Annotated in this window: 16 protein-coding genes; 8 read left to right on the top strand and 8 right to left on the bottom strand. The window is 45.7% G+C overall.

Going from position 1 to position 19,258, the window contains the following annotated elements:
- Window positions 1–163: 163 nt before the first annotated feature.
- The 4 genes from SIO70_RS05565 to SIO70_RS05550 all read left to right on the top strand — a co-directional run bounded on the left by SIO70_RS05565 (window position 164) and on the right by SIO70_RS05550 (window position 4,979).
- On the top strand, window positions 164–1,228 hold the full coding sequence (locus tag SIO70_RS05565; RefSeq protein WP_320579973.1) for an endonuclease/exonuclease/phosphatase family protein: 1,065 nt from the start codon (window positions 164–166) through the stop codon (window positions 1,226–1,228).
- Window positions 1,229–1,334: 106 nt separating this feature from the next.
- Window positions 1,335–2,399, top strand: a complete 1,065-nt coding sequence (locus SIO70_RS05560) for an endonuclease/exonuclease/phosphatase family protein (RefSeq protein WP_320579972.1) — start codon at window positions 1,335–1,337, stop codon at window positions 2,397–2,399.
- 75 nt (window positions 2,400–2,474) lie between these two features.
- Window positions 2,475–3,971, top strand: coding sequence for a cysteine--tRNA ligase (cysS, locus tag SIO70_RS05555; protein WP_320579971.1), 1,497 nt, complete (start codon window positions 2,475–2,477; stop codon window positions 3,969–3,971).
- A 27-nt stretch (window positions 3,972–3,998) separates the two neighbouring features.
- The gene (locus SIO70_RS05550) at window positions 3,999–4,979 is read left to right on the top strand and encodes a M28 family peptidase (RefSeq protein WP_320579970.1); all 981 of its coding nucleotides are present in this window, start codon (window positions 3,999–4,001) and stop codon (window positions 4,977–4,979) included.
- A gap of 194 nt (window positions 4,980–5,173) precedes the next feature.
- Here the strand turns inward: SIO70_RS05550 and recA are convergent, their stop codons facing one another.
- From recA to SIO70_RS05525, 5 genes are all read right to left on the bottom strand, one after another.
- The gene (gene recA, locus SIO70_RS05545; RefSeq protein WP_320579969.1) at window positions 5,174–6,184 is read right to left on the bottom strand and encodes a recombinase RecA; all 1,011 of its coding nucleotides are present in this window, start codon (window positions 6,182–6,184) and stop codon (window positions 5,174–5,176) included.
- Between the two features lie 235 nt (window positions 6,185–6,419).
- Window positions 6,420–7,112 (bottom strand): hypothetical protein, encoded by a 693-nt coding sequence (locus tag SIO70_RS05540; RefSeq protein WP_320579968.1) that lies wholly within the window; start codon window positions 7,110–7,112, stop codon window positions 6,420–6,422.
- Between the two features lie 39 nt (window positions 7,113–7,151).
- Window positions 7,152–8,648 carry an RNA polymerase factor sigma-54 gene (gene rpoN / locus SIO70_RS05535; RefSeq protein WP_320579967.1) on the bottom strand — a complete coding sequence of 499 codons (1,497 nt, stop codon included), beginning with the start codon at window positions 8,646–8,648 and terminating at the stop codon, window positions 7,152–7,154.
- A 64-nt stretch (window positions 8,649–8,712) separates the two neighbouring features.
- On the bottom strand, window positions 8,713–9,324 hold the full coding sequence (locus tag SIO70_RS05530; RefSeq protein WP_320579966.1) for a ribonuclease HII: 612 nt from the start codon (window positions 9,322–9,324) through the stop codon (window positions 8,713–8,715).
- Window positions 9,325–9,400: 76 nt separating this feature from the next.
- The gene (locus SIO70_RS05525; RefSeq protein ID WP_320579965.1) at window positions 9,401–9,832 is read right to left on the bottom strand and encodes a hypothetical protein; all 432 of its coding nucleotides are present in this window, start codon (window positions 9,830–9,832) and stop codon (window positions 9,401–9,403) included.
- A 174-nt stretch (window positions 9,833–10,006) separates the two neighbouring features.
- Here SIO70_RS05525 and SIO70_RS05520 point away from each other — a divergent pair, with 174 nt between their 5' ends.
- From SIO70_RS05520 to SIO70_RS05510, 3 genes are all read left to right on the top strand, one after another.
- Window positions 10,007–12,166 (top strand): S46 family peptidase, encoded by a 2,160-nt coding sequence (locus tag SIO70_RS05520; protein ID WP_320579964.1) that lies wholly within the window; start codon window positions 10,007–10,009, stop codon window positions 12,164–12,166.
- A gap of 98 nt (window positions 12,167–12,264) precedes the next feature.
- Window positions 12,265–12,981 carry a helix-turn-helix domain-containing protein gene (locus SIO70_RS05515; RefSeq protein WP_320579963.1) on the top strand — a complete coding sequence of 239 codons (717 nt, stop codon included), beginning with the start codon at window positions 12,265–12,267 and terminating at the stop codon, window positions 12,979–12,981.
- 45 nt (window positions 12,982–13,026) lie between these two features.
- Window positions 13,027–13,452 (top strand): VOC family protein, encoded by a 426-nt coding sequence (locus SIO70_RS05510; RefSeq protein ID WP_320579962.1) that lies wholly within the window; start codon window positions 13,027–13,029, stop codon window positions 13,450–13,452.
- Here SIO70_RS05510 and SIO70_RS05505 read toward each other — a convergent pair.
- Both SIO70_RS05505 and typA read right to left on the bottom strand, forming a co-directional pair.
- Entirely contained in the window at window positions 13,449–13,847 is a 399-nt protein-coding gene (locus tag SIO70_RS05505) for an META domain-containing protein (RefSeq protein ID WP_320579961.1), read from the bottom strand. The genes SIO70_RS05510 and SIO70_RS05505 overlap by 4 nt on opposite strands.
- A 149-nt stretch (window positions 13,848–13,996) precedes the next feature.
- On the bottom strand, window positions 13,997–15,811 hold the full coding sequence (gene typA / locus SIO70_RS05500) for a translational GTPase TypA (RefSeq protein WP_320579960.1): 1,815 nt from the start codon (window positions 15,809–15,811) through the stop codon (window positions 13,997–13,999).
- Window positions 15,812–15,989: 178 nt separating this feature from the next.
- Here typA and SIO70_RS05495 point away from each other — a divergent pair, with 178 nt between their 5' ends.
- The gene (locus tag SIO70_RS05495; RefSeq protein ID WP_320579959.1) at window positions 15,990–16,991 is read left to right on the top strand and encodes an alpha/beta hydrolase; all 1,002 of its coding nucleotides are present in this window, start codon (window positions 15,990–15,992) and stop codon (window positions 16,989–16,991) included.
- Here the strand turns inward: SIO70_RS05495 and SIO70_RS05490 are convergent.
- Window positions 16,954–19,200: a patatin-like phospholipase family protein gene (locus SIO70_RS05490; protein ID WP_320579958.1), complete on the bottom strand. Its 2,247-nt coding sequence runs from the start codon at window positions 19,198–19,200 to the stop codon at window positions 16,954–16,956. The genes SIO70_RS05495 and SIO70_RS05490 overlap by 38 nt on opposite strands.
- Window positions 19,201–19,258 lie beyond the last annotated feature (58 nt).

The following is a 19,258-nucleotide window of genomic DNA, read 5'->3' as shown; positions in this document are numbered from 1 at the left end:
TACATGAAAAGAGCCTGTATCAAAAAAATACAGGCTCTTTCTATTTTGGAACCTGATGGAGATAGGTAATCGTATCAACGATTGTTAAAAGGTTCGATATTTTTGATATGACCTCTTTTCACTTTATAGAGTATTTTGTTATTTTTATAGAAACCCCTGTACATTGTCAAAAGCTTTCATCGCCACGGGTATCGTCGCATTATCCCTGATCCTTTCCAGCTGGCTCCCTTACCTCAACCCCGGTAAATGGTGGCTGAGCGGCTTTGCCGGACTATTCTTTCCTATCGTATTCCTCATTAACCTGGTGTACCTGGTCTATTGGCTGATACGAAAGAAACCCTACTGGGGACTTTCGCTGGCCGGCATCCTCCTCTCCTGCAGAGCATTGCTGGTTACCTTTGGTCATCATCCCGCAGGTCATGCAGCAACTCCACAACGTGGCAGCTTCACTCTCATGACCTTCAACAGCAGCAGCATGGGATTGAAAAAATATGTTGAAGACTCCGCTATCAAACAATCTATTTATACCACCCTTGCATCAGCAACACCAGACATTCTCTGCATGCAGGAATTCTATACAAACAGTGGCCCTGATCATACAGATCACCTGAACGCCATCAAAGAAAAACTGCACTACCCTTATCACTACTTCACCTGCGACAAAACACGCTGGAATACCTGGCAATACGGTATCGTATTATTTTCTAAATACCCTATTGTTTCAGCCTGTCACATTCCCTGCGGCCACAGTGATGTAGGCAGCGGTAGCAGCATTCTGCAAGCTGATATAAAGATAAATGAACATACTATCCGCATCTTTACTGCACAACTGCAATCCTATATGTTCCGGCATAAAGATTACGCTGCATTACAAGGTGAAACATCTCAAGCCAAAGGCCTTGCTGCCAGGATGAAAAACACCTTCGGCAAGCGTTCCGCACAGGCAGAACAACTGGCGGCACTCATTAAAGAAAGCCCTTATCCAGGCATCGTTTGCGGCGACTTCAACGATGTACCCGTCTCTTATACATACAACACGATTTCACCAAACCTGCAGGACGCATTCCTGGAACAGGGCTGGGGCATTGGCAGAACACTTTCTTTTCTCGCACCTACCCTGCGCATTGACTATATACTTACACAATCACCTTTTCATGTGAATGGCTTTAGTTCCTTTCCCCACAAGGGTTTTGAACATTTTCCAATAATGGCAAGCTTATCACTATAACAAAGTTTGATCGTTTCAATTATCTTTATTCGCAAAAAGCGATTAGGAGTTGAGATTTCTTCGGTTATTTACAAAAGGTTTTTTTCTAACGGTCAATATCATTGTCATGCTATTCTTTCTGGTAGCATGCCTGGCCCCTTTTGTATCTCCCGTTCAGTGGTGGCCTATCAGCTTTTTTACACTGCTGTTTCCAATACTGTTACTGATATTAATCCTCTTCTTCATCTGCTGGTTAATCTTCGATTATAAATACTGCCTGCTTTCTCTGCTGGCCATTGTAATCGGCTGGAAGTCTATCTCTGCTTTCATTGCCTTCAACTTCCCTTCTGCAGAAAAAAAATTGTCTGCCCCTCCTGACGGTCTCAGTGTGATGAGCTACAACGTAGCCCAGTTTGGATTATACAGGGAAAAAGACAGTAAATATACCAGGCAGGCCATGTTTGCTCTGATCAAAAAACAGGAGCTGGATGTGGTATGCTTCCAGGACTTCTATACTTCAGAAAAGAAAAATGATTTCAATAACCGGGAAGATATCTCACACGAAATGCACCTGCCCTACCGCTACTTTTCCAGCGACTTTAATCGTGCAGGCATGCAGCACTGGGGCTCCATTATCTACTCCCGGTTCCCGATCATCAAGTCGGACAAGATCAAGATGTCTACTGGGCCACGCAGCGAAAGCCTGATCTACGCAGATATTGTGAGAGGTGGCGATACCATCCGCATTATTAATATGCACCTGGCCTCCTATCGTTTCGATCAGCGGGATTACCACAATATCCAGAAGATCAAAAACCAGCAGGACAGTGGGCTGGTAGCTACCCGCAACATTATTGAGAAAATGAAGGACGCCTATGTAGGACGTGCCCGCCAGACCCGGGTCGTTGCAGATTTTATCAAAACCAGTCCCTACCGCACCATTGTATGCGGAGACTTCAACGATACACCTGCCTCTTATACCTATTTCACCATCCGTGGTTCCCTACAGGACGCCTTCCTTCAAAAGGGCAGCGGCATAGGCCGCACCTTTGCCGGACTGGCCCCTACCCTGCGGATTGACTATATTTTCTGCGATAAGTCATTCACAATCAACTCTTATCGTAAAATAAATTCTGACCTCTCCGATCATTATCCCGTTATTGCCAACTTGTCCCTGACCCATGCAAAATAATTTGGATGACTGGTACCCGGGACTGTCATTTCCCTGACGAAACAATAACTATCTTTGCAATCCGAATTAAACGATATGTCTGAGCTTAAAGTTTACAACTCGCTGAAGCGACAAAAGGAAGTATTTACCCCATTGTATCCTGGTCATGTTGGTATGTATGTGTGTGGTCCGACCGTATCAGGAGAGTCCCACCTGGGACACGCCCGCCCTTACATCACCTTCGACGTGGTATACAGGTACCTGCAACATCTTGGCTACAAAGTCCGTTATGTGAGGAATATTACCGATGCCGGTCACTTTGAGGAAGAAGGCCGTGAAGCCGAAGATAAGATCAGCAAAAAAGCGCAGCTGGAAAAGCTGGAGCCTATGGAGCTGGTCCAGAAATATACAAACCTGTTCCACTGGGCATTCCGTGAGTTCAACACACTGGAGCCAAGTATCGAACCTACGGCTACCGGTCATATCATCGAACAGATCGAAATGATCAAAACCATCATCGAAAAAGGCTATGCCTACGAGGTAAATGGCTCCGTATATTTTGATGTAAAAAAATATGCTGCTTCCCACGACTACGGTATCCTCAGTGGACGTGTACTGGAAGACATGCTGGAAACCACCCGCGAGCTGGAAAACCAGGATGAAAAGCGTAACAAAGTAGACTTTGCCCTGTGGAAGAATGCACCTCCTGAGCACCTGATGCGCTGGCCCAGCCCATGGGGAGAAGGTTTCCCTGGCTGGCATATTGAATGCTCTGCTATGAGCAGCAAGTACCTGGGCACACAGTTCGACATCCACGGCGGTGGTATGGACCTGCAGTTCCCTCACCACGAGTGTGAAATTGCACAGAGCGAAATTGCACACGGTGAAATGATGGCCCGCTACTGGATGCACAACAACATGATCACCATAGATGGTCGTAAAATGGGTAAGGCGTATAACAATACTATCCGCCTCACTGAACTGTTTACTGGCGATAACTATCAGCTGGAAAAACCGTACAGCCCAATGACTGTTCGCTTCTTCATATTACAAACACACTACCGTAGCACGCTCGACTTCTCCAACGAAGCACTGCAGGCTGCCGAAAAAGGCTTACAACGCCTTTGGAGTGCCTATGAAGTACTGCAGAAACTCGGGTACGCCAACACAGGTGGTGAACTGAACGAAGAGCTGGATAAGCAGGTACGTACCTGGTGCGAAGAATGCCAGGACTTCATGAACGATGATATCAACACCGCCAAAGTATTGGCCAACCTGTTCGAAATAACGCCTGTGATCAACTCCCTGAAAGGAGGACAGATCAAAATGCATGAAATCAGTGAAGATACTTTCCAGCTAATCAAAAAGACCTGGAAAATCTGGCTGATCGACATCCTCGCACTGGAGCCGGAAAACCTGGCTTCTGACAACAATACACTGGATGGAGTGATGCAACTGATTATTGAGATGCGTAAAGAAGCAAAGACCCGTAAAGACTATGCTACTTCAGACAGGATTCGTAACCAGCTGCTGGCAGCCGGTATTCAGTTAAAAGATGAAAAGGATGGTAGCGTAAGCTATACTATCCAGTAAGACGATCATAAAATGTTCTTGTTTCATATGCGTAAATTGATTGGCATTTTAACAGGAGTAGCTATTTGTGCTGCTGCCTGTCATTCGGGTACTAAACCAGCCGATACTACTGAGACGACCACTACAAAGCAGTCCAATGTGAATGTTCCTGTATTCAATGCAGATAGTGCATACGCATATACTGCCAAACAGGTCACCTTTGGTCCGCGTATTCCCGCTACTCCGGCACAGACTGCCTGTGCGGACTGGATCATCTCTCAGTTCAAACCACTGGCCGATACACTTTACATTCAGCGTACCAACGTAACCATCCCCGGTGGTAAATCTGTTCCCTGTATCAATGTGATTGCGACCTTCAATCCTGGTGCTGCACAGCGTATCCTGTTGCTCACACACTGGGATACCAGACCCCATGCGGACCAGGATGCGTTTGATAAAACCAAACAGTTTGATGGTGCAGACGATGGTGCAAGTGGTGTAGGTGTGCTACTGGAAGTAGCGCGTCAATTGCATGCACAACATCCAGCTGCGGGTATCGATATTCTGCTGGAAGATGTAGAAGACAGTGGTGTAAGTGAAGATGAAAACAGCTATTGCCTGGGTACACAATATTGGGCCAGAAACCCGCATGTTAAAGGTTATAAAGCAAACTATGGTATCCTGCTGGATATGGTGGGTGGCCGCGGTTCTCAGTTCTATATGGAAGGTGGGTCACAACAATATGCTTATGGCCCGATGAAGGCATTCTGGGATGTGGCGAACGGACTTGGATATTCTGATTACTTCCGCTATGAGAACACTGGCGCTACTATCACAGATGACCATGTGTACATCAATACCATCGCCATGATCCCTACATTTGATGTCATCGCGATGCAGGCAAATGGTAACTTCGCTCCACACTGGCATACAACCAATGATGACATGCAGGTGATTGACAAAAGAACCTTGCAGGTAGTAGGACAAACACTCCTGGAAGTGATCTACAAACGACCATTTGAATTCTAATCTGATTCAGCTCTTTTATATAAACGCTTCTACCCCACGGTGGAAGCGTTTTTTATTTACGCTATGACACAAATATTTAAGCTATGACACAAAAAAATCCCCGCCTTGAAAAAGGCAGGGACATTACGTTAATACTAACTAACCCAATGCTTATTTCTAAGCTTTAATATATCTAAAACTAAAACAACTCTTAATTAAGCCTGTGCAGCCTGCTCAGCTAATTTCGCCTTGATCTTTCCCTCAATTTCAACAGCTACTTCAGGATTATCTGCCAGCAATTGCTTCACGGCATCGCGGCCCTGGCCCAGCTTGTTGGATTCATAACTGAACCAGCTGCCGCTTTTCTGGATAATGCCATATTCAACACCCATATCGATAAGCTCTCCTACTTTGGAAATACCCATTCCGAAGATAATATCGAACTCAGCCTGGCGGAAGGGAGGTGCAACTTTGTTTTTAACCACTTTTACTTTCACGCGGTTACCTACAGCCTCATCTCCATCTTTAATCTGGGTCATACGGCGAATATCCAGACGTACGGAGGCATAGAACTTGAGCGCATTACCACCCGTTGTGGTTTCCGGGTTTCCAAACATCACCCCGATCTTTTCACGCAGCTGGTTAATAAATATGCAGCAGCAATTAGTTTTTGAAATGGTAGCAGTCAGTTTACGCAGCGCCTGAGACATCAAACGTGCCTGTAAACCCATCTTACTTTCACCCATCTCACCTTCCAGTTCACCCTTTGGTACCAGGGCAGCTACGGAGTCAATCACCACCACGTCTACCGCTCCGGAGAGGATCAGCCGGTCAGCAATTTCCAATGCCTGCTCACCATGGTCTGGCTGAGAGATCAGCAGTGCATCCACATCCACACCCAGGCGCTGGGCATAAGAACTGTCAAATGCATGTTCCGCATCGATAATTGCACAGATACCACCCTTTTTCTGGGCTTCTGCAATAGTATGTATAGCTACTGTCGTTTTACCAGATGATTCAGGACCGTAAATTTCTATGATCCTTCCTTTGGGGAGCCCCCCAATACCTAACGCAATGTCAAGTCCCAGCGAACCAGTAGAGATAACCTCCATAGGAACAACTCCCTTCTCTCCCATCATCATCACGGATCCCTTTCCAAAATCCTTCTCGATCTTGTCCATTGTAAGGCGCAGGGCCTTCAGTTTATCTGTATTTGCTGTAGACATATTAGTAAGATTTTTTACAAATTAATGGTGTGCTAAATTATTATATAATTTTCTATTTTCCTAAAATTTTTAGCATTTTACAAGCTTTGCTAAATTAGCTAGCAAAATAAAATGAGGGGTTAACTCACAACAGACGCAGATGTCAATTATCAAATAACACTACAAAGATGAGATGCGCTCGCGCACTGAATTTGCGCAGCCAGAAAATAACTGAAAAAAAAGGGTAAAATTTCTCTTATCCTACTATGACATATGCGATCAGTTGTGCCAGTATACCCACCAGGAAACCAGCGTAAATCTCCACTGGTTCATGGGCATTCAATATAAGGCGTGCAGTTGCAACAATAGCCGAAAGGAACAAGGCCAGTATCAATACGCCGCTTACATTCAACTGCAAACTGAACATCACGATCAGGACAAACCCGATCACGCCGCCCCAGCCTACCGTATGCATGCTCACTTTTATTCTCGTATTGAGCACCATGGCCAGGCTCACCGCAAGAAACACCCCTAAAAAGAAGACATTGAAGAACGGTGGTGCTACCCCCTGCTTTTTAAAAGCATAAAATGCCCAGAAGTAGTAAATCGTGCAGGCAATATATGGTATGATACGATCCTTTTGGGTACGCAGGTGCAAACTATCTATAAAGTTCAGCGCCTTGGAAAGCCCTACAGTCAGTGCAGGAAAAAAGATACTGATCGCGATGACCCTGAAGTACAGGGTATCGTAAGCAAACCGGAAACTGATCTGCTTGAAGGTCACAAAGTACTCCGGCAGTGCATGCACCACCAGCCAGGTCACCAGCAGCGGTATAAAAAGAGGATGCAGCAGATAAGAAATAAACATTGAGATCCCGCGAAGCACGGGACTAAAATCAGATGCTCGTTCAGGCCGGTTATCTGTTGCGTGTATAGTTGCTTGTTCCATTTAAATCATGTGTACATTTCGGGCTGTACAGCGACCCTATTATAATTCCTTCCTCAGCCTTGCTACCGGAATATTCAGCTGCTCACGGTACTTTGCTACCGTACGGCGGGCAATATTATATCCCTTGTCCTGCAGCATCTTCGTCAGGTTTTCGTCGCTCAGCGGTTTCCGCTTGTTCTCTCCCTCTATAAGGTCAGACAGTATCTTCTTTACCTCACGGGTAGATACCTCTTCCCCACTATCTGTCGATAATGATTCGCTAAAGAAAAATTTCAGTTTGAAGGTACCAAACTCCGTCTGCACATACTTACTGTTGGCCACACGACTCACAGTAGAAATATCCAGCTGGGTGATGTCCGCAATATCTTTCAGGATCATCGGGCGCATGGTAGTTTCATCTCCTGTCAGGAAAAACTCTCTCTGGTATCCCATGATGGATTCCATGGTAGACAACAGCGTATGCTGCCTTTGCTTAATAGCGTCTATGAACCACTTGGCGGCATCAATCTTCTGCTTGATAAAAAGTACAGCCTCTTTCTGACGCTTGTCTTTTTTATCACCACGGTCATACTCTTTCAGCATGTCGCGGTAGCCTTCTGAAATACGCAGATCAGGTGCATTCTTTGAGTTCAGCGTCAGCTCCAGTTTACCATTGTTGTTCAGGATAAAGAAGTCTGGTACCACATAGCTTTCCGCCTTGTTCAGCGTAGCATAGTTACCACCCGGCTTTGGTGTAAGACGGATGATCTGGCCAATGGCTTCCTTCAGACCTTCATCACTCATATTCAGCCCCTTCTGGATCTTCTCGTAATGTTTCTTGGTAAACTCGTCAAAGTAGTTTTCCAGGATCATGTAGGCGCCTGCCACTCCCTCATCATCCTGTGGCTTGCGTTTCAACTGCAGCAATAGGCACTCTTTCAAATCGGTGGCACAGATACCAGGCGGATCGAAATCCTGTATCTTTTTGATCAGATCCCTGATCTCTTCCTCATCTGTACTTACGTTCTGTGAAAAGGAAAGGTCGTCCACAATGGCACTCACTTCCCTGCGCAGGTATCCGTCGTCGTCAATACTACCAATGATCTGCTCAGCAATGGCGTTTTTCCTCTCATCCAGCTCCAGCATGCCCAATTGTTCAAGCAGGTGCTCGTGGAAAGACGTCTCTACCCGCACCGGGATGGTTTTGTTCTCATCCTGATCGGGGTAGTTATCATCGCGCAGTTTATAGTCTGCTATATCATCATCACCTTCGCTTACATACTCGGAAATGTCAATATTATCATACTCGTTCTCACTTCCATCTGGTTCAAACTCGTCGTCACCCTCTCCTTCTTCGTTACCTGAAAACTCATCCTGCGGATCCTTAAATTCCTCTTCATGTGCCTCTTCTCCATATTCAAGAGCAGGGTTCTCCTCCAGCTCCTCCTTGATTCTTTCTTCAAGTACGGCAGTAGGGACCTGCAACAGTTTCATAAGCTGAATCTGCTGAGGCGACAATTTCTGTAATAGCTTCTGCTGTTGTGTCTGCTTTAACATAGTCTGATCCTATCCAAGGGCAAAAATAATAACAATAGTGTTTACTAATCTGGTCTATAGTCTCTCACCCTCCAAAGTCCAGCGAAAGCTGTTCATCCGGTAGTAACCGGAAAGACTTTCTGTGAAAGGGAGTATCTCCATGTTCTCTGATGGCATTCCGGTGCTGAATTGTAGGATAACCTTTGTTTTCAAGCCAGCCGAAATGTGGAAACTGTTCGTGCAGCTTCATCATATATTCATCCCTGTAAGTCTTGGCCAATATAGATGCTGCTGCTATTGAAGCATAAATACCATCTCCTTTGATAATGCAGGCATGGGGGACATTTCCATAGGGTTTGAAACGGTTGCCATCTACCAGGATGTATCCGGGTTGTTGCTGCAACTTTTCCAATGCTAAGTGCATGGCCCTGAATGAAGCCTGTAATATGTTGATTTTGTCAATCTCCTCATTATCTACGCTTGCTACCGAATAGAAGAGTGCCTTTTCCTCGATTACCCCGCGCAGGTATTCTCTGTCAGCAACTTTCAGCTGTTTGGAATCGTTGAGCAGTTTGTGGCGGAATTTTACTGGCAGAATGACTGCCGCCGCAAAAACCGGCCCTGCCAGACACCCTCTGCCAGCTTCGTCACAGCCGGCTTCAAATGCTATTTCTTTCTGATGGTATGAACGTAACAAGGCGTTTCTTTTGATTGTTGCCCGGTAAAGTTAGGGATTTTAGCCATGTTCCGGTACCCGGCAAACATCTAAATTCTTACTGGAATAAATCTTTGAAATCCTGTTTGAAGTTCGTCCATTCCCTGTCGGAGCGCTTTAAGGCAGTATCGATATCGGTACGGGTACTATCCCAACCGGCAGCAGTACCGTTTTTCAGTTCATCCAGTTTCCCATTAATCTGGTCTCTCAGTAAACCCAGTTTACGGCGGGCTTCTTTACTTCTGGCGGATCCGTCACTCTTTAGCTGGTCCATTTTTTTATCAATATCATTTTTTCGCTCTTCCAGGTCTCCTCTCAGCTTCTGCCGCTCTTCATCCAGGTAATCCCCAGCAGCGCCGGCAGCGGACTTAACATCTTGTCCAATTTTTTCCACACCTTCCTTCAGCGAGTCCTTCTTTTCCTCCTGCTTTGGCGTCTCGTTACAGGCGAAGAATGCAACAGCAGCCAATAGATACAATAGCTTCTTCATAAGTAGGTTTTTAATATAGTTTGTGTGCGTAATTGCTATAATCATCTCCCCTTTAACAAATGCCATTCCATAATTATGCCTGGCCGACAATCAGCCCCCTTCCATCATAATATCAGCGGCCAATACCTAAAAATTAGCTAGGTTTGGCCCTGTTTTCAAAAAAATACGATATCAATGAAGAAAAAAGTTCTGCTGCTTTTGCTGTTATTGGCAGTTAAATTTGCCAAAGCAGACGAAGGTATGTGGCTTCCTTACTTATTAGGACAGCAAGTGTACAATGATATGGTCCAGAAAGGACTGAAACTTACCAAAGAACAGTTATACAGCATCAATAAGGCATCTGTAAAAGATGCAATTATCATCTTCGGCGGCGGCTGTACCGGCGAAATCGTGAGCAATCAGGGCCTCATTTTCACCAACCACCACTGCGGATACGATGCAATTGCTACCGCCAGCACCGTGGAACACAACTACCTGAAAAACGGATTCTACGCCCAGACCAAAATACAGGAAATCCCTGCTAATGGCCTGACCGTACAATTCCTGGTACGTGTTGATGATGTGACTAAGAAAATGGAAGACGCTCTCCAGGGACTCACTGGCCAGGACAGAATGAAGAAACAGCAAACCGCCATCGGCGAAATCGTGACCGAAGCTACCAATGGTACCGGCTACGAAGCTAAAGTACTCCCCCTATTCAAAGGCAATCAATTCCTCCTCTTCGTATACGAACGCTATAAAGATATCCGCCTCGTAGGCGCTCCTCCTGAAAGCATCGGGAAATTTGGTGGCGACACTGACAACTGGGAATGGCCACGCCACACCGGCGACTTCTCCGTATTCCGTGTATATGCCAACAAAGATGGTAAACCAGCCGATTACGCTGCTGACAACGTACCATTGAAACCAAAATACTTCCTCCCTGTATCCATCAAGGGTATCAAGGAAAACGATTATGCCATGATCTTTGGCTACCCTGGTGGTACCAATAGGTATGAAAGCTCCGAAGGCGTGAAACTGAAAATCGACGTAGAAAATCCTTCAATCGTAAACCTTCGCGCAGTACGCCTGAAATACATGTTTGACCAGATGAAAAAAGATCCGGCTATCAAACTGAAACTGGCATCTTATTATGCCGGCGTGGCTAACTACTGGAAGTTTTACGACGGTGAAACCAAACAACTCCTCAAATACAAAGTAGAGGAACAAAAACAAAAACAGGAAAGCGCTTTTGTAAAATGGGCACAGGGCAAACCTGAGTTTGAGCAGATCTTTGCCGGTTATGCCCAGACTTACAAAGAATGGACTCCATATGCAAAACACCGCATTTACATCAATGAAGGTATCATGGGTTCTCCTTTGGCAGGTTTTGCCGCCAGCCTCCAGGCCCTGGAAAAAGCAATGGTACAGTCAGGCACCAGCGCCGATATACTTGCCAAAAGTATTCAGGCTGCTGACAAAGCACACACTGCTTTCCTGGAAGAAGAAGATAAAACCAGCGATCAGAAAATACTGGCAGCCACCTGCCGCATGTTCTATACCGACATTCCTGCTGCGCAGCATCCTATCGGGTTCTTCGATGCTATAAAAGCGAAATTTGGTAGCCTCGACGAAGACAATACCTACCGTCTCTGGGCGGCAGCATTGATGTCTAGCAGCATGATCATGAACGACACCCGCTGGAAAGCTTTCATCGAGCACCCTGATGCAGTGACCCTCCAACAGGATCCGGCATTTGCATATTCCAGCGCGTTCATTAAGAATTGGAGCAGCAAGTACCTGCCTCTATACAACCAGTTCGTTACCAAGATTAATGACCTGGGCAGAGCTTACCTGAAAGGCCTGATGCAGATGGAACCAAACAAGAAATGGTATCCTGATGCAAACTTCTCTATGCGTCTTACTTACGGACAGGTAAAACCATATACACCACGCGATGCTGTATCTTACGATTATGTATGTACCATGAAGGGGGTGCTGGAAAAATACAAACCAGGAGATTATGAGTTTGACCTGCCGGCTAATTATGTAGACCTGTATAACAAGAAAGATTTTGGTCAATATAAAGATGCACGCAAAAATGATATCGTGACCTGTTTCATTACCACCAATGACATCACCGGCGGTAACTCCGGTTCTCCTGTGCTGAATGGCAATGGTGAACTGATCGGGTTAGCATTTGATGGTAACTATGAAGCACTGAGCCACAAGATTCAGTTTGATCCTGTGTATAACCGTACGATCTGTGTAGATATACGCTACGTGCTCTGGTGTATAGACAAACTGGGCGGCGCACCGAATATAGTAAGTGAGCTGAAGCTCGTGAAACAATAAAATATCTTACGATATAAAAAAGCATCTGTCAGACCAGGCAGATGCTTTTTTGTTGATTCAATTGCCTGCGGCAGGCATGAATTCAATAAATTAGCCCTGTGTATGCACAATATTCTCCTCCCGCTCTTTTAGCGCCTTATGTAGACGCATACTGGATCGTCACTACTTACGGTCCGGCCGTATCCCGCATACTCCCCGATCTCTGTGCTGATTTCATTTTTAACCTGGATGATGGTAGTGTCAAGGCCGTCGGGACCATGACCACTTATCACGATACCCATATATTATCAGCGGCGCGACTGTTAGGTATTCGCTTCAAACCAGCCGGCATGGCTGCTTTTGCAGGCCTCCCCATGCAGTTACTAACGGATCAGCATATTCAGGGCGATAACCTCTCGCTTCCTTTAGTCCGTCAATTGCAGGAAGCTGTAATGCAGGACCACAATCGGTTACAGGCTATTTCCCATTGTCTGTTAAAAGCATTGCCTGATCAACCCACACGTATGCAGGCAGCCATCAGTGCTATACAATCCAGTCATGGCAATATCTCTCCTGTTACACTAGCAGCGCAGATCAATATGAGCCCCCGCAATTTTGAACGTACTTTCCTGCAACAGGTTGGTACATCCGCCAAAACCTTTTCACGCATCGTGCGTTGTTTAAGTGCAAAAGATGCGTTGAAAAAACAACCTGCATCTAATTTACTGTCACTTGCACTCAATTACGGGTATCATGATCACGCCCACTTAACAAGGGAATTCAGGCATATTACCGGTGAAGCTCCCAGCGAATATTTGTCGTTTTTATACAAATAGCGGGAGGCCTTCAGCTATTACCTTTGTATTCTAATATTCACATACATGCGTCAAAAACTAACACTGGTAACCCTGGGTGTAAGAGACCTGCAAAAATCTATTTCCTTTTTTGAAGACGGACTTGGCTGGAAGCGATCCTCCGCCAGCCAGGATGGTGTTGCCTTTTTCCAGTTAAATGGAATGGTCTTATCACTCTTTGGCCGAAAAGAACTGGCTGCAGATGCCAATGTACCCGAAGAAGGCAATGGATTTCCTGCATTTTCACTGGCACTCAATGCAAAAGACAGGGCAGAGGTTGATAGCGTACTGGAACAGGCAGCCAAAGCCGGAGCAGAGATCGTAAAGCCTGCTGAAGAAGTATTCTGGGGTGGATATAGCGGCTATTTCAGAGACCAGGACGGGTTCCTTTTTGAAGTAGCACATAATCCTTTCTGGGAGCTGGATGAAAAAGACAATATCATCCTGCCCTAAAAGCCTCTAAACGTCAGAATGACCTTGCCACTGTCTTTCAGTTGCAGGGTCGCTCCGTTTATATCATATGCATATGTGTGGTTGTTCAGTAATCGAAGCAACTGACTTTCCCTTTCGTTCGCTTTGGTATCCACACAAGCCATACGGGTACTGATGACTTCCTCAAATGTCAATGCCTTGCCCGTAACAGAATAATTACCCGACATCTTATTACAACCTGCATTACCACTAAAACGGTGTGTAAAGGTATCAAACTGTATATAGACCGGCGATGAATCCGGTTTTTCATTTTGCATTTGTACAAGGCCCCAACGGTGGCCTCCCAGATCCGGTATCTTTTTGAGTGAGGTACAAGCCATGAGAACGACCAGCCCCAGGGTTATTTTGCTTATCATAACTTTGATTTTTCTAATAGAAAATCAAAAATCAAACCATCGGCTTTTTCACCCTGAATGTAAAATTCCCTCCTGTTTTTAACTGCATAAAAAAAGCCGTCCCACCTAATGGCGGGACGGCACTTATATACTTGGAACTAATATTAAAATTAAGCTACACCATCAGCTTTCATGGTCTTCTGGAAACGCTTTCTTTCTTCCTCATCCAGGATGGTTTTACGCATACGGATGTGGTTAGGAGTTACCTCGATACACTCATCCTGCTGAATGTATTCCATACATTCTTCCAGAGTCATCAGCGTCTTAGGAGCAATGTTGGTTGCACCATCAGTACCACTTGCACGCATGTTGGTCAGTTTCTTTCCTTCATTAGGATTCACAACCAGGTCACCAGGCTTGTTGTTTTCACCGATGATCATACCTCTGTACACATCTTCTCCTGGATCTACGAAGAAGAAACCTCTGTCCTGCAGTTTATCAAGAGAATACCCAGTGGTAGAACCCGCTTCTTTAGCAATCAGAACACCGTTGCTACGTCCAGGGATTGGACCTTTCCATGGTTTATAATCAATGAAACGGTGTGCCATTACAGCTTCACCAGCAGTAGCAGTCAGCATCTGCGTACGCAGACCGATCAGACCACGGGAAGGAATTTCGAATTCCAGGTGCTGCATGTCACCTTTAGTTTCCATGATCAGCATTTCACCCTTACGACGGGTAACCAGGTCAATCACCTTACTGGCGAAGTCCTGAGGTACGTCTACAACCAGGTTTTCATATGGCTCACATTTCTTACCATCCACTTGCTTCAGGATTACCTGAGGCTGACCTACAGTCAACTCAAATCCTTCACGACGCATGGTTTCGATCAGTACGCCTAAGTGCAGGATACCACGGCCATAAACCAGGAAGCTATCAGCACTGTCAGTATCTACTACGCGTAATGCGAGGTTCTTTTCAGTTTCTTTCACCAGACGGTCACGGAGGTGACGGGAAGTTACGAACTTACCATCTTTACCGAAGAATGGAGAGTTGTTGATGCTGAACAACATGTTCATAGTCGGCTCATCCACGCTGATAACCGGCAATGCTTCCGGATTTTCGAAATCAGCGATAGTATCACCAATACCGAATTCTTCCAGACCTACTACCGCACAGATATCACCTGCCGCTACTTCGGTTACTTTCTTTTTACCCAGCGCTTCGAAGATATACAGTTCGCGAACACGGGACTTCTTGATAGTACCATCAGTCTGAACCAGGGAAATTGGCTGGTTTTCTTTGATGGAACCACGCGCTACCCTTCCTACAGCGATACGGCCCAGGAATGTAGAGTAATCCAGAGAGGTGATCTGCAGCTGCAAAGTTCCCTCAGCGATGTTAGGTTCTGGCACATGTGTCAGGATACCATCCATCAGTGGCGTGATATCTTCGCTAGGAGTGATTGAATCGTTGAACCAGCCATTCTTACCTGAACCATAATAGGTTGGGAAGTTCAGCTGCTCTTCCGTTGCATCCAGGTTGAAGAACAACTCAAATACAGAGTCATGTACTTCATCAGGACGGCAGTTTGCCTTGTCTACCTTGTTAATAACAACGATAGGTTTCAGGTTAAGCTGCAGCGCTTTTTGCAGCACGAAGCGTGTCTGTGGCATTGGGCCTTCAAAGGCATCCACCAGCAGGATCACACCATCAGCCATTCTCAATACTCTCTCAACCTCACCACCAAAGTCGGCGTGGCCTGGAGTATCGATCACGTTGATCTTCACCCCTTTGTACTCAACGGAAACGTTTTTACTTAAGATGGTGATACCACGCTCCCTTTCCAGGTCGTTGTTATCCATGATCAATTCACCTGTTTCCTGGTTAGCCCTGAAAACGTTGGTTGAATGGAGGATCTTATCAACCAGGGTCGTTTTACCGTGGTCTACGTGCGCAATAATTGCTATGTTACGGATATTCATAAATCAAATTAGTTGACTTCGGCTAGCTGGTTTCCAGCCAAAAGAAGGCGCAAAGTTATAACAAATTGTGGAAAATGTGGGGAAATCCTTTTAAATAATTGTGATCTTTAACGGCAACCGCACCGGCATTACTTTTGCGCCGAACCTATTATTATTATTCATATTAATAGACGAAACCATGCTCATCAGATCAATTTTAACGGCTTTTTTATTAAACGCCTTGCCAGCGCTCGCCCAGGCACAGGACATACCCGCCATGGACGCGGAACTCACCACTTTTCAGTACCCCTATCCGGTACATACTATTCAACTACAAATTCAGGGCCAGCGGTTACACATGGCCTATATGGATCTACAACCCGCCAAACCCAATGGCAAAACTATAATACTCCTGCACGGCAAAAACTTCCCGGCAGCATACTGGGACAGTACTGCTGCCAAACTGGGCGAAAATGGCTATAGAGTCATTATGCCTGACCAGGTTGGGTTTGGTAAATCGTCAAAACCAGAACATCTGCAATACAGCTTCCAGCTGCTGGCACAGAACACCAAAGCCCTGCTGGATAGCCTGCACATCTCCAATGTTGCCGTACTTGGCCACTCTATGGGGGGTATGCTGGCGACCCGCTTTACTTTAATGTACCCGGATGTGGTGGAAAGACTGATCCTGGAAGACCCCATCGGGCTGGAAGACTGGAAAATAAAGGTGCCCTACCAGTCCATAGATAAATGGTATCAGGGAGAACTGGCCCAGGACTATGGGAAAATAAAAAAATATCAGCTGGATGGCTACTACGGCGGTCAATGGAAACCTGCCTATGATAAATGGGCGATTGTACTGGCTGGCTGGGCCAAAGGTCCCGATGCTAAACTAGTAGCGTGGAACAATGCCCTCACCTACGACATGATATTTACCCAACCGGTATATTATGAATTTGAAAATATCAAGCCCCCTACCCTGCTCATCATTGGACTGAAAGATCGTACGGCGCTTGGTAAAGCCAACGCATCTGAAGAAGTGAGAAAGACATTGGGCAACTACCCGGTATTAGGTCCCCAGATCAGTAAAAGAATTCCGAACTGTAAAATGGTCACGATCCCTGATGTAGGCCACCTGCCTCACATCCAGGCTTTCCCGCAGTTTATTCAACCGGTGCTGGCTTTTTTATCAGGTTCATGATACTATCAAATGAAGCCTGATTGGTAGGATTATCCAATGCCCCGGCAATATCAATTTTTTCACGGGAGGTAAGGTGGAAGCTCAGGGCTGCCGCCTTATCTTCTTTTTGGGGTACATATTGCAGGATAATCCTGTGAAATCCTACAGGGAAATAACCTTCCAGGTAACTCAGTTTATCATCCTGCCCAAAGTCCTGCATCGAGCTCCAATGCTGCTGCATGGTGAATAATGGATCAAACATCAGGTCTGTCAATACCTTCGTTTTCCGGATCGGACGAATATCGTTCTTACGCGTATCTCTGATCTGTACAAATATAACCCCACTGGTATTCTCATTGATCCATTCCCTGAATGTATACAGGTAACGCATCGATACATCCTGCCCGAAATTATCCCTGATACCTGCATCCATCACATCTACAATTGGGTCGCTGGGTAGAAATACATTGGGTAATACATAAGGGAATGTAGCACACATCCTGATAGCGCTCGTCACTCTTAACTGCATGGGATTCTGCTTTACAAAATACTGTGCAAAGTCTACTCCATCCACATCCTGCCAGGCTTGTTTCCCTTTTGGATATGCGGGTGCACAGAGGTAACTCACCGGCTGTGGAGAGATGATCAATCTTCTGCCGTCTGCATTGATGGTAGAGTTCCAGATCAGCATGGGAATTTTCCCTTCCAGTTCCGGCTGTTTATATTCCCCGATTGTTTTGGAAAGCACATAATCAGTATTCACATTCAGCTGCATTTCAAATGCATATCCCCTATCCTTTGCATAGCGGTTATCGCCAATCTTAAAACTGCGCCACGGAGTAATAAAATCATTCACAGACATGGCCGTGAATATAGAGTTGAGCAGATCGCGGCTGGTGCGTTCTGTAAAGCTACTGTCGTATAGATTCAGACTTCTGCCATTCTCTCTTTCCAGGTACAATTCCCTGAAGTAAGTCGCACCGATCATACCGCCCGAAGCGCCTGTCATCAATACCGTCTGGTTCATGAGCTGCCCACCCATGATGGAATCCAGTCGTTGCAATACATTCATACTCCAGGTAGCAGCACGCAATCCACCTCCGCTGAAGTTTAGTACGATCAGCTTGGGGCGCTGGTTCGCGGGGAACTGTGCTCGCCACGCTTTTAGTATTTGTAAGGTTTGTTTTTTGTCATCTGCCATGCGCTGATCAGAAAAGAATTTCTGCAACGCAACGGTACTATATTCAGGTCGCTGATCATGCTGCTTGTAGTTCAATCCGTATGCTTTATTACGGTTATCCAGCAGGTCATGTTCTACCATCCAGTTCATGCCAACCATCAGTACCAGTGCCAATGGAATTGCCCAACTCTGTAACAGGTACGCATATGCCCCTGCGATGCCGATGAGGAAAGCAAAGAAGATCATTACACTCGCACCAGCGGGTATCCGGAAGAATGGATATTCCATCATGTAAGCCAGCATTACCAGAAAGAAGAGGGCGCAGACCACAGTGATCATCGCGGCATAGTGATGCTGTTTGAGAATGCTGTCAAGGTAATGCTTGTTATAGTGATCTACATTCCTGGCACGACGAATTCGCCAGGGGGAATTAAAGTAGTTGGTAACGGGGAGCGCGTTTTCGTCTTTTTCCTGGGTAGGTTTCAGTACCAGTTTAAGGAAGTTGCGGGGTGTTCCGAATTTCTTTTCCAGCCTGCGGCCAATGTTTTTGTCAGCGTTGAAAAAGTAGAAGAAAGAGAAAAAGATAACGAAGAGATATCCACAGATGAAGCCTTCTGTCAACAGCATGATATCCGCTACGCTGCTGAGTTGTTGATAACGCTGGTACTCCCACGAGCGTATCAGCAGATTGATGATAAATGCAACAGGAACGATGAAGTTGTTGAGACAATATTTAAAGAATGGCTGAGCAGTAGTAGCCAGAAATTTAAAACGGCCGGTGTGCAGAATGAAAGTAGTGATGTTCCAGCTCATTGTAAACAAGCCGGTGGCCAGCCCCAGTATCGTGGTGCTATAGAAGTTCACCTGTCCCATATATTCAGGTGCGAGATAAAGTGCATCACCGCCAAAAACCTTTGCGAAGCCACCATTGATGGTACTGAACAAGATTGCCCAGAATATGAGCAGTACCTGGTACTTCCGGAAGTGGAGCAATAATAGTTGGATCGGGAAAGAATAGAAAAATTTGACCGGCAGATATTTCACTTTCATCCTAACGCAATTACAACTAAACTTACGAAAAATTGTAATATGCTTACAAATTAGGTGC

The organism is Chitinophaga sancti, from assembly GCF_034087045.1.
Taxonomy (GTDB): domain Bacteria; phylum Bacteroidota; class Bacteroidia; order Chitinophagales; family Chitinophagaceae; genus Chitinophaga; species Chitinophaga sancti_B.
The sequence above is the reverse complement of the archived record's forward strand: the minus strand, read 5'-3'. Positions and strand labels throughout refer to the sequence as shown.